The sequence below is a fragment of the Bernardetia aquimarina genome, assembly GCF_042180575.1.
Classification (GTDB): domain Bacteria; phylum Bacteroidota; class Bacteroidia; order Cytophagales; family Bernardetiaceae; genus Bernardetia.
This window is the reverse complement of sequence record NZ_CP170094.1, coordinates 454,597-469,384: the sequence shown is the minus strand read 5'-3', so window position 1 is coordinate 469,384 and position 14,788 is coordinate 454,597. Positions and strand designations below refer to the sequence as shown.

General features: G+C 33.5%; 11 protein-coding genes and 1 riboswitch. All 11 genes read left to right on the top strand.

Annotated elements, in window-relative coordinates:
* Nucleotides 1–246 precede the first annotated feature (246 nt).
* Nucleotides 247–349, top strand: a riboswitch (SAM riboswitch).
* A gap of 461 nt (nucleotides 350–810) precedes the next feature.
* Nucleotides 811–2,136: an O-acetylhomoserine aminocarboxypropyltransferase/cysteine synthase family protein gene (locus ACE193_RS01905; protein ID WP_375561330.1), complete on the top strand. Its 1,326-nt coding sequence runs from the start codon at nucleotides 811–813 to the stop codon at nucleotides 2,134–2,136.
* 159 nt (nucleotides 2,137–2,295) lie between these two features.
* Nucleotides 2,296–2,757 (top strand): OsmC family protein, encoded by a 462-nt coding sequence (locus ACE193_RS01900; protein ID WP_375561329.1) that lies wholly within the window; start codon nucleotides 2,296–2,298, stop codon nucleotides 2,755–2,757.
* Between the two features lie 249 nt (nucleotides 2,758–3,006).
* The gene (gene cobA / locus ACE193_RS01895) at nucleotides 3,007–3,846 is read left to right on the top strand and encodes a uroporphyrinogen-III C-methyltransferase (RefSeq protein WP_375561328.1); all 840 of its coding nucleotides are present in this window, start codon (nucleotides 3,007–3,009) and stop codon (nucleotides 3,844–3,846) included.
* Nucleotides 3,836–5,590, top strand: coding sequence for a sulfite reductase flavoprotein subunit alpha (locus tag ACE193_RS01890; RefSeq protein ID WP_375561327.1), 1,755 nt, complete (start codon nucleotides 3,836–3,838; stop codon nucleotides 5,588–5,590). The genes cobA and ACE193_RS01890 overlap by 11 nt, the downstream gene beginning before the upstream one ends.
* Nucleotides 5,591–5,685: 95 nt before the next feature.
* Complete coding sequence (locus ACE193_RS01885; RefSeq protein WP_375561326.1) at nucleotides 5,686–7,329, top strand: NADPH-dependent assimilatory sulfite reductase hemoprotein subunit; 1,644 nt, start codon at nucleotides 5,686–5,688, stop codon at nucleotides 7,327–7,329.
* Between the two features lie 158 nt (nucleotides 7,330–7,487).
* Nucleotides 7,488–9,011 carry a TSUP family transporter gene (locus ACE193_RS01880; protein ID WP_375561325.1) on the top strand — a complete coding sequence of 508 codons (1,524 nt, stop codon included), beginning with the start codon at nucleotides 7,488–7,490 and terminating at the stop codon, nucleotides 9,009–9,011.
* 105 nt (nucleotides 9,012–9,116) lie between these two features.
* Nucleotides 9,117–9,824, top strand: a complete 708-nt coding sequence (locus ACE193_RS01875) for a phosphoadenylyl-sulfate reductase (RefSeq protein ID WP_375561324.1) — start codon at nucleotides 9,117–9,119, stop codon at nucleotides 9,822–9,824.
* A 147-nt stretch (nucleotides 9,825–9,971) separates the two neighbouring features.
* Complete coding sequence (gene cysD, locus ACE193_RS01870; protein WP_375561323.1) at nucleotides 9,972–10,868, top strand: sulfate adenylyltransferase subunit CysD; 897 nt, start codon at nucleotides 9,972–9,974, stop codon at nucleotides 10,866–10,868.
* An 87-nt stretch (nucleotides 10,869–10,955) separates the two neighbouring features.
* Nucleotides 10,956–12,200, top strand: a complete 1,245-nt coding sequence (locus ACE193_RS01865) for a sulfate adenylyltransferase subunit 1 (RefSeq protein WP_375561322.1) — start codon at nucleotides 10,956–10,958, stop codon at nucleotides 12,198–12,200.
* A gap of 124 nt (nucleotides 12,201–12,324) precedes the next feature.
* Nucleotides 12,325–13,380, top strand: coding sequence for a homoserine O-acetyltransferase (gene metX, locus ACE193_RS01860; protein ID WP_375561321.1), 1,056 nt, complete (start codon nucleotides 12,325–12,327; stop codon nucleotides 13,378–13,380).
* A 58-nt stretch (nucleotides 13,381–13,438) separates the two neighbouring features.
* Nucleotides 13,439–14,764: a homoserine dehydrogenase gene (locus tag ACE193_RS01855; protein WP_375561320.1), complete on the top strand. Its 1,326-nt coding sequence runs from the start codon at nucleotides 13,439–13,441 to the stop codon at nucleotides 14,762–14,764.
* Nucleotides 14,765–14,788: the final 24 nt, after the last annotated feature.

The following is a 14,788-nucleotide window of genomic DNA, read 5'->3' as shown; positions in this document are numbered from 1 at the left end:
CGTTTACAAATCTATAATAAATCTACTAAAAATGACAATGATTAGTTTTGAAAAGTCTTTTTGATAGAATAAATTCGATTTTAAAAAGATAATACTGCATTATTTTTGATAAAAAATGAATTTAACGATTATTTAACATAGAATTTATAGATTTATTTGGATAATAAAAAAAGTCGTCGTATCATTGCATCACACTTCAACTACACTTAATCAAATCAGACATATATGATTTACCAAAGTGTATGAGATTTATAAAGAAGTACAGAGAGAACAGGCTCAATGATGTACTGGCAACCTGCTAACGCAAGGTGCTAATTCCTGCCTAAATCAAATTTTTTCTTTTTGAATTTAATTAAGTTTAATTTAAAAAGAATTTAGGACATATAAATTCTAACCATCATGTTTATACAGACTCTACTAAGCTCAACACTTGAGCAACCCAATCAAACAACACCAACCAATATACAGGTAAATTCTATTACCTCTCATTTTGCTATTAATTCTTTTGCACAAGCCACTCCAAAGGTTATGTGTTGTTGTTGCTGTTAATTTATTTCTTAGGTTTTATTATTTCTCTAGTTTTTTTGTATTTTTCCTAAAAAGAAGAATTGTTTTTTTGCACCTTAGCAAAACTAAATTATTCTATTTTAGCTTAAAATTTTACAAAAATAATTGTATCTACAGTTTTTATTAAAATACATTTGCTGTTAAAACAAAATACAGTTAAATTATTTTATACTATTTCAAATCTAATTTCATTTTTCCATAAATTGATAATTTTCAGAATTATCACTCTAAATTCTACAAACTATGTCAAACAAACCATTGCATTTCGACACATTACAACTTCACGCTGGACAAGAAGTTGATCCAACAACAGGCTCTCGTGCCGTTCCTATTTATCAAACTACTTCGTATGTTTTTAATAACGCAGAACACGGAGCTAACTTATTTGCTCTCAAAGAGTTTGGTAATATTTATACTCGTATCATGAACCCAACAACAGATGTTTTTGAGAAGCGAATTGCTGCCCTTGAAGGTGGTGTAGCTGCTCTTGCTGTTGCATCTGGACAAGCTGCACAATTCACGGCACTTAATAATATTTTGGAAGTTGGAGATAATTTTGTTTCTACTTCTTACTTATATGGTGGTAGCTACAATCAATTTAAAGTAGCTTTTAAACGCATCGGAATTGAAGCTCGTTTTGCAGAAGGTAGCGAAGTTTCTGCATTTGAAAAACTTATTGACGAAAACACAAAAGCTATTTATTTAGAAACTATCGGAAATCCAGAGTTTAATATTCCAGATTTTGAAGCGATTGCCACTTTAGCTAGAAAACATGATATTCCATTAGTTGTCGATAATACATTTGGTGCAGCAGGTTATCTTTTCCGTCCTTTAGAACATGGTGCAAACGTAGTAACAGCATCAGCTACAAAATGGATTGGAGGACACGGAACAAGCATCGGAGGAGTTATCGTTGATGGGGGAAATTATAATTGGGGTAACGGAAAATTCAAACAATTCTCTGAGCCATCAGAAGGTTATCACGGTCTTAATTTTTGGGAAACTTTTGGAGAAGGAAACCCACTAGGATTGCCAAATATTGCCTTTGCAATTCGTGCTAGAGTAGAAGGTTTAAGAGATTTTGGTGCAGCAATTAGTCCTTTTAATTCATTTTTATTACTTCAAGGTTTAGAAACACTTTCACTTCGTGTTCAACGCCACGTTGAAAATGCTCTTGCGCTTGCAAAATGGTTAGAAAACCACGAATTAGTAGAAAAAGTAAATTACCCAGGATTGGAAAGTAGCCCATATAACAAATTAGCCAAAAAATATTTGAAAAATGGTTTTGGTGGAGTTTTGTCTTTCCAAATAAAAGGAGGAAAAGAAAATGCTGAAAAATTTGTCAATAGCTTAGAGCTTGTTAGTCATTTGGCAAACGTGGGTGATGCAAAAACACTCATTATTCATCCAGCTTCAACAACGCATCAGCAGCTTTCAGCAGAAGACCAAGTAAAAGCAGGTGTACACCCAACTTTATTGAGAGTTTCGGTAGGTATTGAATATATAGATGACATCAAAGGTGATTTTATAAATGCTTTTGAAAAAGTATTTGCTCCTGTTTTAGCTTAACTTTAATTTCTAGTTCAAGCGTCGACGCTTGAACTAGAAATTAAAAAACAAAAAACCTTGTTTTGGCTAGAAAACAAGGTTTTGATTATCATTTTCCATAAAACGAGGTTGCAGCCTCTTTGTGTTTTACTTATTTCAATCTTTCAAAATTACGAAAAAATGTCTATACTTTCTTTCTCATTTCAAGGAATCAATAAAAGCTCGGCAAAATTTACAGGAAAAAGCCGAGAATTCGAACTTACTATCGATGAGCCTATTGAATTAGGTGGTACAAATGAATACCCAAATCCTGTCGAATATATTTTGGCTGGTTACGCGGGTTGTCTGAATGTGGTGGCACACATTGTAGCCAAAGAACTTAATATTGTTCTTAAAAAACTAGAAATTAATGTTTCTGGAGAGCTAAATCCTGCCAAACTTTTGGGAGAATATACAACAGAACGAGCAGGTTTTCATCGCATTGAAGTTAGTCTGAAACCTCAAACTACGGCTACTGAAACTGAATTATTAGGATGGTTATATGAAATTGAAAGACGCTGCCCAGTAGGAGATAATTTGCAAAATCAAACATCAGTTTCTTTGCAGATTAAAAAAGAGCTTTTTGTAGCTTCTTTGAATTAAAACTACACAGACTAGGAAGTCTGTGGTACAAAAAAACAATCAGCTATAAGAAAAATAGTGTCAATGGTCGGATAATCTATCTGACTTTGACTTCTATTTTATCAACTCAAAAAAACTTTCAATCCATCATTTTAGAAAAATCAAAAACTACAAAAAGATTTTTAAAAATCTTCTTTTGTTGAGGCTCTTTCCTATTGCCTTTATTGAACGTTTTTTCTAAAAATTAATTAAAATTTAATCAGGAAAACTATGATTAAAGGATACGTAACTCTAGCAGGAGCAGGTTCGGGCGACCCTGAACTCATCACACTAAAAGCTCTAAAAGCACTACAAAAGGCAGACATAATCTTAACAGACCGTTTGGTTTCGCCTTTTTTGATTGAAAAAGAAGCACGAAAAGATGCTCAAATTATTTATGTAGGAAAGCAGTGCAGCAAAGGAATTCATACACCACAACAGGAAATTAATTTATTGATGGTAGAATATGCCTTGCAAGGAAAACAGGTTTTGAGATTAAAAGGAGGAGATGCTTCTTTGTTTTCTAATATTTTAGATGAACTCAAAATATTGAAACAAAATGATATTCCTTACCAAATTATTCCAGGGATTTCAGCTGCTTTTGGAGCTGCTGCTTATTCGGCTATTCCTCTGACGGCTCGCAATCATTCAAGAGGTGTTCGGTTTCTGACTTTGTATAATCTCAATCATATTACGCAAAAAGAATGGACGGATTGGGCAGAAACAGAGGACACACTTGTCTTTTATATGAGTGGTTTGAAATTGGAAAAACTCACAAAGCAATTTTTGAAAAACGGAATTGATACATCAAAAGGCATAGCCATTATTCAGCAAGCCACTACGCCAGAGCAAAAAACGACGGTCTTTTCTTTTGAAGAGTTGAAGCACAAAACACTGCCCGAGTTTGAACATGTTCCGACTTTAATTATTGTAGGAAAAGTAGTGAATTTGCATCAAGAATTTAATTGGTTAGAAGAAAAACAAACTCCTTTTCCTACCTCTTCTTTCTCGTCTTCTTTTGTAGAATCTTATTTTGACAATCACAAAAACACTTATAAATATGCTGTCTGAATCTAAATTATCGGTATTACAAGAATTTGTGCAAAATGTTTCTTATGAGGAACTGATTTGGACAAAAGGATATTTGGCAGGTTTTTCAGACCGTCAGAATGTTTCTCAAAATACCATTGAAAATAAACCAAATTCACTTCCTGTCAAAACACTAAAACCATTAATTCTATATGGAACAGAAACAGGAAATGCCAAAAAAGTAGCCACTGGGTTACTTACTTCTTTCAAAAAGTCAAAAATTAAAGTAAAAGTGGCTGACGTATTTGGCTACGACATAAAAAAACTAGCAAAAGAAGAACTCGTTTTGTTTGTCATCAGCACACAAGGTGAAGGCGAATTACCACAAAATGCGAAGGCTTTTTATGACAAATTGAATAGTTCAAAAGAAAATCTTTCTCACTTAAAATATGCTGTTTTTGCGTTGGGAGATTCTTCTTATCCTCTTTTTTGCGAAGCTGGAAATTTGATAGATACACTTTTTGAGAAAAAACAAGCTCAAAAAATTCTGCCTTTGGTAAAATCAGATGTAGATTTTGTGCCAGTTGCTAAAAAATGGGAACAAGACTTACAGTTTGTTTTTCAGAAATGGCAAAATAGTTCAGTTGTAGAAAATGAGGTTTTATCTGTTCCATCAACAGCAGTTTCATCGGTCAAGAAGAATTATAAAGGCAAAATTTTCCATAAAGTGATTTTAAATGATAGAGGTTCGAATAAAGAAACCTATCATATTGAAATTGAATCAAATGAAAAAATTGGGTATCAATCTGGAGATGCTTTGGGAATTATTGCCAAAAATAGCGACACAGATATTGAAAAAATTATAAATTATTTTCAAGAAGATGCAAATCGTTTTTTAACCCTTAAAGGAGAAAACAAAACACTTTACGACTGGCTCAAAATCAGAAATATAAAAGGATTGAGTAAAAATTATATTGCTAAAATTGGTGATTTAGTAAATCAAAATTATTATTTTCCAAAAGAACAAAAAGAAATTGAGAGAGCTGATTTAATTGATATTTTGACACAAATTTCTGCTTTTTCAACTTTTAAAATTGATTCAATCTTAGAAGTTTTATTGCCGATTGCGCCTCGTTTGTATTCTATTTCTTCTTCTTCGGAAGCACATCAAGAAGATGATAAAAAAGGAGAAGTTCATTTGACAGTTGCCTTAGATAAATTCAAGGTAGAAAACGAACTCAAAACAGGTTTAACGTCGCAATTTTTGGCAGATTTTCCATTAGAAACTGAATTTGATTTTTATATTCATTCCAATTCTAATTTCCGTCTTCCAACTGAAAACACACCTATTATTATGATTGGTGCAGGAACAGGAATTGCACCTTTTCGCAGTTTCTTGGCTGAAAGAGATGCAACTGGAAGTGAAGGCAGAAACTGGCTATTCTTTGGAGAACAGCACTTTACGCTAGATTTTTATTATCAAACCGAGATTCAAGAATGGATTGCAACAGGTTTGCTTACAAAATTTGATGCAGCTTTTTCAAGAGACCAAGACGAAAAAATCTATGTTCAACATCGCTTGCAAGAAAAAGCTAAAGAAGTCAATCAATGGCTAGAAAACGAAGCCGTTTTGTATGTCTGTGGACAGAAAAATCCGATGAGTCAAGATGTAGAAAATACATTGATTCAGATTATTTCTGAGCAAAGAAGCATAGATACACAAACAGCAAAACAGATTTTGCAAGACTTGGAAGAACAAGGCAAATATCAAAAAGACGTTTATTAAAATAGTAGCTGACAGTTTCCAACTGTCAGAAATAAAATACCTTACGACAGTTAGAAACTGTCGGCTACATAAAATCACTAAAACAATAATCAAAAATGAGCAATAAATTATCTCCATTAGAAACCATAAAGACCAACAGTGACGGACTTCGTGGAACAATAAAAGAAAGTTTGAAAGATAATTTTACTGGAAATGTTCGTCCAGATGACGAAGGTTTAGTAAAATTTCATGGAATGTATGTCCAAGACGACCGAGACCGTCGTGCCGAACGTGCAGCCAAAAAATTGGACAAACTGTATTCGTTTATGATTCGTCTGCGTATTCCAGGAGGAGCGATTGATGCAAAAAAGTGGCTTGCTATTCATGAAGTATCAGAAAAATATGGAACAGGAGTTTTGAAGATTACAACTCGCCAAACATTGCAATTACATGGTGTTTTGAAAAATCAATTACAGCCAACTCTCCAAGCCTTCAATTTGGCTCAATTAGATTCGATTGCAGCTTGTGGCGATGTAAATCGTAATGTGATGGTCAGCGCACACCCAAAAGTTTCTCCTTTGCATCAAGAAATATATGAATATGGTAATAAAATTTCTACGCTTTTATTACCAAAAACGCAATCCTATTATGAGGTTTGGATAGATGATGAAAAAGTCTATGAGCGTTCTAAAGAAGCTGACCCTTTGTATGAAGATCGTTATTTACCTAGAAAATTCAAAATTGCGATTGCCATTCCTCCTTCAAATGATGTCGATGTTTTTTCGAATGATTTGGGACTTATTGCACACATTGAAGACAATGAATTGAAAGGATTTAATGTGGCAGTTGGTGGAGGCTTGTCGGCTACTTTTGGAAATCCAAATACGTATTCTCGTTTGGGAACAATTTTAGGATTTTTGGATAGCGAAGAAAAAATATTGAAAGCTGCTTATGAAGTGCTGACGATTCAGAGAGATTTTGGTAATCGTTCGGATAGAAAACAAGCTCGTTTGAAATATACGATTGATAAAATGGGAGTGGAAAACTTCAAAAAAGAACTTGAAAAACGTATTGGCTTTGAATTTCTACCAGCAAAAGAATACAAATTTACGGAGCGTTCAGATTTGTATGGTTGGCAGCAAAATCATGAAGGAAATTGGTTTTATACGCTTTTTGTGGAAAATGGAGGAGTAAAGCCGTATCAAAAAGAATTTTTGCATCAAGTGGCTCAATTAGACATTTCAAATTTTATTTTTACTTGTAATCAGAATTTGATTTTGGGAGAAATAAGCAAAGAAAATAAATCTAAAATTGAAAATTTGATTGAAAAGTTTGCAATAGAAAAACAAGATAGTGTTTTGCGTAAAAATTCTATGGCGTGTGTTGCCTTGCCTACTTGTCCTTTGGCTCTTGCAGAGGCACAGCGTTATTTACCAAAATTAGTTTCTAAAATAGAACCTTTATTGGAAAAATATGGACTTCAAGAAGAAGAGGTAAGTATCAGAATGACAGGCTGTCCAAATGGTTGTGGGCGTTCGTATGTTTCCGAATTAGGTTTTATCGGAACTGCTCCAGAACAGTATAATTTTATGCTTGGTGGCGACCGTTATGGGGAAAGATTAAATCAACTTTACAAAGAAAAATTGAGTGAATCTGAAATTCTTACCGAAATAGACAGCCTATTTTCTCAGTATGTAAACGAAAGAAAACCAAACGAAAATTTTGGAGATTTCAGTTACAGAAAATTCTTTTCTACTTAATTTTTTGTCGTTGGTGGAGACACCAACAACGGCGATATTTCTAGCGCAAGGTTCTATCTTGTGCTTACCATTTCGCAAGCATATGCTTGCAAAAAAAGACCGTCCAAGCACATGCTTGAACGAGAGATACGGATAAATTCTTTACCTTTTTATAGCTTATGTCAAATACACTTTTTCCTATTTTCTTGAAAACAGAACGCTTACGGTTTTTGCTCGTTGGTGGTGGAAATGTTGGTATTGAGAAAATAAGAACGCTTCTCAAACAGAATCCAACAGCACATATTAAACTCATAGCTACTGATATTTTTCCAGAAATGCATGAAATATTGGCAGCCTACCCACACATTGAATATGCAGAAAGAGCATTTGAACCAAGTGATTTGGATAATGTTGAGTTGGTAATTTCTGCTACAAATGATGCAGAAATCAATGCACACATAAAAGCCTTAGCTAATGAGCGAAAACTTTTAGGAAATGCAGCTGACCAACCTAATTTATGTGATTTTTATTTGGGTTCGATTATCCAAAAAGGAAATCTAAAAATAGCTATTTCTACCAATGGAAAATCGCCTATTCTTGCTCGTCGAATGAGAGAATATTTTGAGGAAGCTCTACCAGAAACGATTGATGAAACAATTTTGAAACTCCATGAATATAGAAATACACTTACAGGAGATTTTCAAAATAAGTTATTTCAACTCAGTAAAGTAACAAAATCTTTGAATACACTTCCTGCTCAAAATGAAACAGAATCAGAAGAGAAAACTCTAAAAATAGAAACAGTAAAACCTATTGAAACGCTTGAAATAACTCCTCAGTCAAAAAAATATATAAGACTCACTTGGGTAATTTCTATCGCTTTTCTGACTTTTTTTATTGGCTATGGACTTTCAGTTTTTGTGTCTGCGAATGAATTACAAACTTTTGTTTTTCAGATTCCGACAGAGTTTTTTGAAATGATAGTCATTGGTTTTTTCGCTCAACTTGTCAATGGAAGTATCGGAATGGGCTATTGTGTGGTTTGTGCTACGGCTATGATGTGGGGAGGAATTGCACTTCCAGCCATTAGTAGTAGTGTAAATATGTCGGGTGTTTTCTCAAATGCCATTAGTGGATATTCGCATTATCGTTTTGGGAATGTCAATAAGAAAATGCTCTACTGGCTTGTTGGTTTTGGAATGATAGGAGCAGTTAGTGGCGCACTCTTACTCATTTATTTAGGTGATAAATACAATCAACTGGCTTATTTGCTCTTAGCAATTTATACTTTGTTTGTCGGTTTGCGCTTGTTAGTGGTTTCTTTTAGGTCAGATTCTACAACTAAAAAATCCAAACATTTAGGACTTTTAGGATTGGTGGGAGGTTTTGCAGCAGCTTTTTCTGGAAGTGGCTGGGGACCTATCGTAACCTCTTCCTTAATGAGCAAAAGAAAAGGAGTGAGTTATGTTGTCGGAACATCTAGTCTAGCTAAGTTTTTTATCAATTTTATTTCTTCGACAGTACTTTTTTTCAGTATTGGAGTGAGTCATTGGTACGTCATTGCAGGTCTGATTTTGGGAGGTGTTGTGGCTGCACCAATGGGAAGTAAGCTCACTAAAAAAATCCCTCGCAAGCCTATGATGATACTTGTAGCCTTATTAGTAATTTTATCAAGCGTTAAGATTTTGATGAAATATGTATAGGGACTTAGTTTTAAAATTCAAGCGAGGAGGCTTGAATTAGACAAAATCTGGTTTAAGCGTCCTCGCTTGAACCAATTTAAAAAAAAACATAAAATTTTCAAAATTATGACAAAACAAGAAATTTTAGCTTTTGCAGAATCTGAGCTTCATAGAGAATTATTTCCTTTAGAACTACTTGAAATTCTAGCCGAAAAGTTTCCTCAAAAAGTATGTTTTTCAACCAGTTTAGGAATTGAAGACCAACTAATCACTCATTTTATCTTTAAAAATGAAATTCCTATTGATATTTTCACACTTCAAACAGGAAGATTATTCGAAGAAACCGAACAGCTTTTGATAGAAACTCAACATAAATACAAACAAAAAATAACTGTTTTTGAGCCTAATCAAACTAAAGTTGAAGAATTAGAAAACGAAAAAGGCAAGTTTAGTTTTTATGAATCTGTCGAAAATAGAAAAGAATGTTGCTTTATCCGAAAAGTAGAACCTCTCAATCGTGCTTTAGAAAACTACACCATTTGGGTAACAGGAATTAGGGCAGAACATTCTGACAATAGACAAAATATGCCTCTTTTTGAATGGGATGATGCACATAAAATGCTTAAAGTTCATCCTCTTTTACATTGGAATTTTGAAGATGTAGAAAAACGAATTAATATCTATCAAATACCTTACAATCCTCTTCATGATAAAGGTTTTGTAAGTATTGGGTGTAAACCTTGTACTCGTGCCATTAAAGAAGGTGAAGATTTTCGTGCTGGACGTTGGTGGTGGGAAAACAGCTCTAAAAAAGAATGTGGATTGCATCAATAAGAAATAATTACGAATTAAAAATTATGAATTACGAATGTAATACATCAATAATATCGTGTATTCATTTCTGAGGAAACAAACACACAAAATAAATTACTAATGCCGTTGTCGGTGTCCTCACCGACGACAACTATACCAAAAAAAACTATGAACTATTTAGATCAATTAGAATCCGAAGCGATTCATATTTTACGTGAAACGGCAGGACAATTCGAAAAACCTGCTTTATTATTTAGTGGTGGAAAAGACTCTATTGTCTTAGTACATTTGGCTCTCAAAGCCTTTCGTCCGGCTAAATTTCCTTTTCCTTTAGTCCATATTGATACAGGTCATAATTTTCCTGAAGCTCTAGCTTTTAGAGATGCTTTTGCAAAGGAAATAGGAGAAAAACTTATTGTTAGAAATGTAGCTGACACTATCAAAGCTCAAAATTTAGCCGAACCAAAAGGCAAATTTGCAAGTAGAAATGGCTTACAAACTTATACTCTCTTAGAAACTATTGAAGAATTTGGTTTTGATGCATGTATTGGTGGTGCTAGGCGAGATGAAGAAAAAGCTCGTGCAAAAGAACGTGTTTTTTCGGTAAGAGATGAGTTTGGACAATGGGAACCCAAGCTGCAACGCCCAGAACTTTGGAATACTTTTAATGGAAAAATAAATAAAGGCGAAAATGTGCGTGTTTTTCCGATTAGTAACTGGACAGAGTTAGACATTTGGAATTATATCAAAAGAGAAAATATTGCTCTACCTCCAATTTATTTTTCGCATTTGCGTAAATGTGTTTTTACTTCAGAAAAGCAATTAGTGGCCGTTTCGGATTTTATTCAGATTGATGAAAATGATGTGATTGTTACAGAAAAAGTCCGTTATCGTACCGTAGGAGATATGACTTGTACGGCTGCCGTTCCTTCAGAGGCCTCAACGCTTAATGATGTAATTAATGAAATTATCGCTTCAAGAATTAGTGAAAGAGGCGAAACACGTATTGATGACAAAGTTTCAGAAGCTGCCATGGAAGACAGAAAGAAAAATGGGTATTTCTAAAAACACTGTATTTGTAGGTTAAAGGCAAGCCTTTGCCCTACACAACAATATCACTAAAAAAAATTACAATCAATCAAAAAAACAAATATGGATATTTTACGATTTATTACGGCAGGAAGTGTAGATGATGGAAAAAGCACACTTATTGGTCGCTTGTTATATGATTCAAAATCAATTTTGACAGACCAATTAGAAGCCATTAGCAAGCAATCCAAAAATAAAGAAAATGGCGAAATAGATTTGGCCATTCTTACTGACGGTTTGCGTGCTGAACGTGAACAGGGAATTACGATAGATGTAGCTTACAAATATTTTTCTACGCCAAAACGCAAGTTCATTATTGCCGATGCCCCAGGTCATGTGCAGTACACACGCAACATGGTTACTGGAGCTTCAAATTCTGACCTTGCTATTATTTTGATTGATGCACGAAAAGGTGTTATCGAACAAACTCGTCGTCATTCTTTGATTGCTTCACTTTTGAATATTCCTCATGTGGTGGTGGCTATCAACAAAATGGATTTAGTGGGTTTTAGTGAAACTGTTTTCAATCAGATAAAAGAAGATTATCAAGCTATACAAGAATCACTAGGGCTTTCAAATGTAGAATTTATTCCTATTTCTGCGCTGAGTGGAGAAAACATTGTTGATAGAAGTTCTGTGGTTATGAACTGGTATCAGGGCGACACATTGCTAGAGTACCTTGAAAATGTAGAAATTAAGCAAAATGAAAACCTTACTCATCCTCGTTTGTCAGTTCAATATGTTTTGCGTCCTCAAAATGATGAATTTCATGATTATAGAGGCTATGCAGGAAAAGTAGGAAGTGGAGTTTTCAAAAAAGGAGATACTGTTTTGATACAACCTTCTGGAATTCGCACCAAAATAAAAGCGATTGAACATAACTTAAAGGAAGTACAAGAAGTTTCGGCAGGGCAAAGTGCTGTTTTACATCTTGAAGATGAGATTGATATTAGTAGAGGAGATACGATTGTAGGAGAACAAAATGCTCCGAATATTACTCAAAATATAGAAAGTCTTTTTTGTTGGATGGATACCAAAGACTTACAAGTTGGAGGTAAATATTTATTACAACACAATAGCCGAGTTGTACGTTGTGTAATAAAAAATATTGATTACAAGCTCAATATCAATACATTAGAGAAAGAAACAGGTGCAAAAACAATTCAATTAAATGAAATTGGAAAGTTAGAAATCAAAACAGCATCGCCTTTAGTTTTTGATTCATACAAAGAATTAAGAACCAATGGAGGAGCTATCTTGATTGATGAAACTACAAATCTGACGGCTGCTGCATTGATTTTACAATAAAAATTACTGTATTCGTAGGGCAAAGGCTTGCCTTTGACTATATTGGTATTCTTATATAACAAGTCAAAGGCAAACTTTAACCTACTTTTGAAAATTCTGTCTTTTGTTTTTATAAAACTATCCTATGCTAAATTATTTTGATTCTGATTCTGAATTTGTTCTTGAAAGTGGTCAATCTTTACCTTCACTTCGTTTAGCTTATCATACTTTTGGTAAGCTCAATGATAAAAAAGACAATGTTGTTTGGATTTGTCATGCCTTGACAGCGAATAGCAATCCGTTGGAATGGTGGGATATTCTAGTAGGTAATGAGATAGGCGAAAACAAAACTATAAATCCTGAAGACAATTTTATTATTTGTGTAAATATTTTGGGTTCGTGTTATGGTTCTACTAATGCACTTTCTGAAAATCCAAAAACGGGACAACCATTTTATCATGATTTTCCATTTTTTACCATTCGTGATATTGCAAATTCAATAGATTTACTTCGAAAAGAATTGCAATCAAAATTAGGTTTTGATAAAATTTGGTTGTGTATTGGTGGTTCAATGGGAGGGCAGCAGGCGATGGAATGGGCAATAAAAGAACCAGATTTAATTGAAAATTTGGCTCTCATTGCTACGAGTGCAAAACATTCAGCGTGGGGAATTGCCTTCAATTCTACTCAACGCCAAGCAATAGAAAATGATGTTACTTGGAAAGAATCAAATCCAAAAGCAGGATTAAACGGAATGAAAGTCGCCCGAAGTATTGCACTTTTATCTTATCGAAATTATGAAGCTTATAATCTTACACAAACAAATGATGATGGAAGAACACAGAATTTTAGTTCAGAATCGTATCAAGTTTATCAAGGCGAAAAATTAGCACAGCGTTTTGATGCTTTTGCGTATTACAATCTTTCGAAAGCAATGGATTCACATGATGTAGGAAGAAATAGAGGAGGAGTTGAAAAAGCTCTTTCACAGATTAAAGCAAAAACAGTTGTGGTTAGCATAACAAATGATGTTTTGTTTCCTTCTGAAGACCAACAACTATTGGCAAAATATATTCCTAATTCAAGCTATTTCGAAATAAAATCTCCTTACGGACACGATGGTTTTTTGCTGGAAGGTGAGAAATTAGGTAAAATAGTAGCTGATAGTTTCCAAATTGTCAGAGAAAAAATAATTCTTTAAACTCCACTTTAAAAACCCTAAGGGTCTCAAAGACCCTTAGGGTTTAAAAAATACTAATATGAAAAAAACATTAAAAATTGGTTTGTTTGGTTTTGGTTGTGTCGGAAAAGGGCTGCACGATATTCTTCAAAACAACACCGAAAATACAGGATTTGAAGCACAGATTTTGAAAATTTGTGTAAAAAATAAAGAAAAAAAACGTGAGATAGATTCGTCTTTTTTTACGTTTGATAAAAATGAAATTTTAGATAACTCTGAAATAAATCTTGTTGTGGAGCTTATTTCTGATGCAGAAGAAGCTTATCAGATTGTAAAAAAAGCATTGCTAAGTGGAAAAAATGTAGTTACAGCAAATAAAAAAATGCTTGCTCTGCATTTGGAAGAATTAGTAAAGATTCAAAAAGAAACAGGAACTTCACTTTTATATGAAGCTGCTGCTTGTGGAAGTATTCCGATTGTCCGAACATTGGCTGAATATTATGATAATGAACTTCTATATTCTGTAAGTGGAATTTTTAATGGTTCTTCGAATTATATTTTGTCAAAAATAGCTAATGAAAATCTTACTTATGATGTAGCTCTAAAACAAGCACAAGGTTTAGGTTTTGCAGAAGCAGACCCAACGCTTGATGTGGCAGGTTTTGACCCAACATATAAACTTTGTCTTTTGGCTGCACAAGCGTATGGAATTTTTGTCAATCCTGATGAAATACTTAGAATCGGAATTAATAATCTCAAAAAAGAAGATATTGATTTTGCTTCAAATTACAGTAGAAGTAATGATAATAATCAAAAAACTACGAATTTCAAAGTAAAATTGGTAGCTAATATTTCACGTATTCAATCATCAAAAAATGGAAAGACGGAAAATAACCAACTTTTACTTTATGTTTTGCCTACCTTTATTGATGTTGAAAATCTACTCTATAATGTAGAAAATGAAAATAATGCTGTTTTGGTAGAAGCTGCTTTTTCAGATAAACAAACTTTTATAGGAAAAGGAGCAGGAGGACATCCAACAGGTTCGGCAGTTCTTTCTGATATTTCTGCGCTGCGTTACGATTATCAATATGAATATAGAAAAGTAAAAGATGTCGTTAGTGAGACACCAACAGTGGCTGAATTTTCACCAACTAGAAAAGCTTTATCAGAAATTTATTTACGTTTTGATGAAAACTTGAGTAAAAAAGAACTTCTTCAAAATATTGATTTTAAAGAAATTTTGACAGAAAATGAAAATTATATCGTTGGCAAAATTCTTTTATCAGAACTTTTTGAAAAGCGTCATTTTATTGAAGAAAACAAAATTTTTGTGGCAATTAGTGGAGAAATAAAAGCTGTAGAAGAGGAAAACCTAATTTTAGAGACTCTTGATAAAAACTAATACTTTTCTGTACGTCTTTAAACT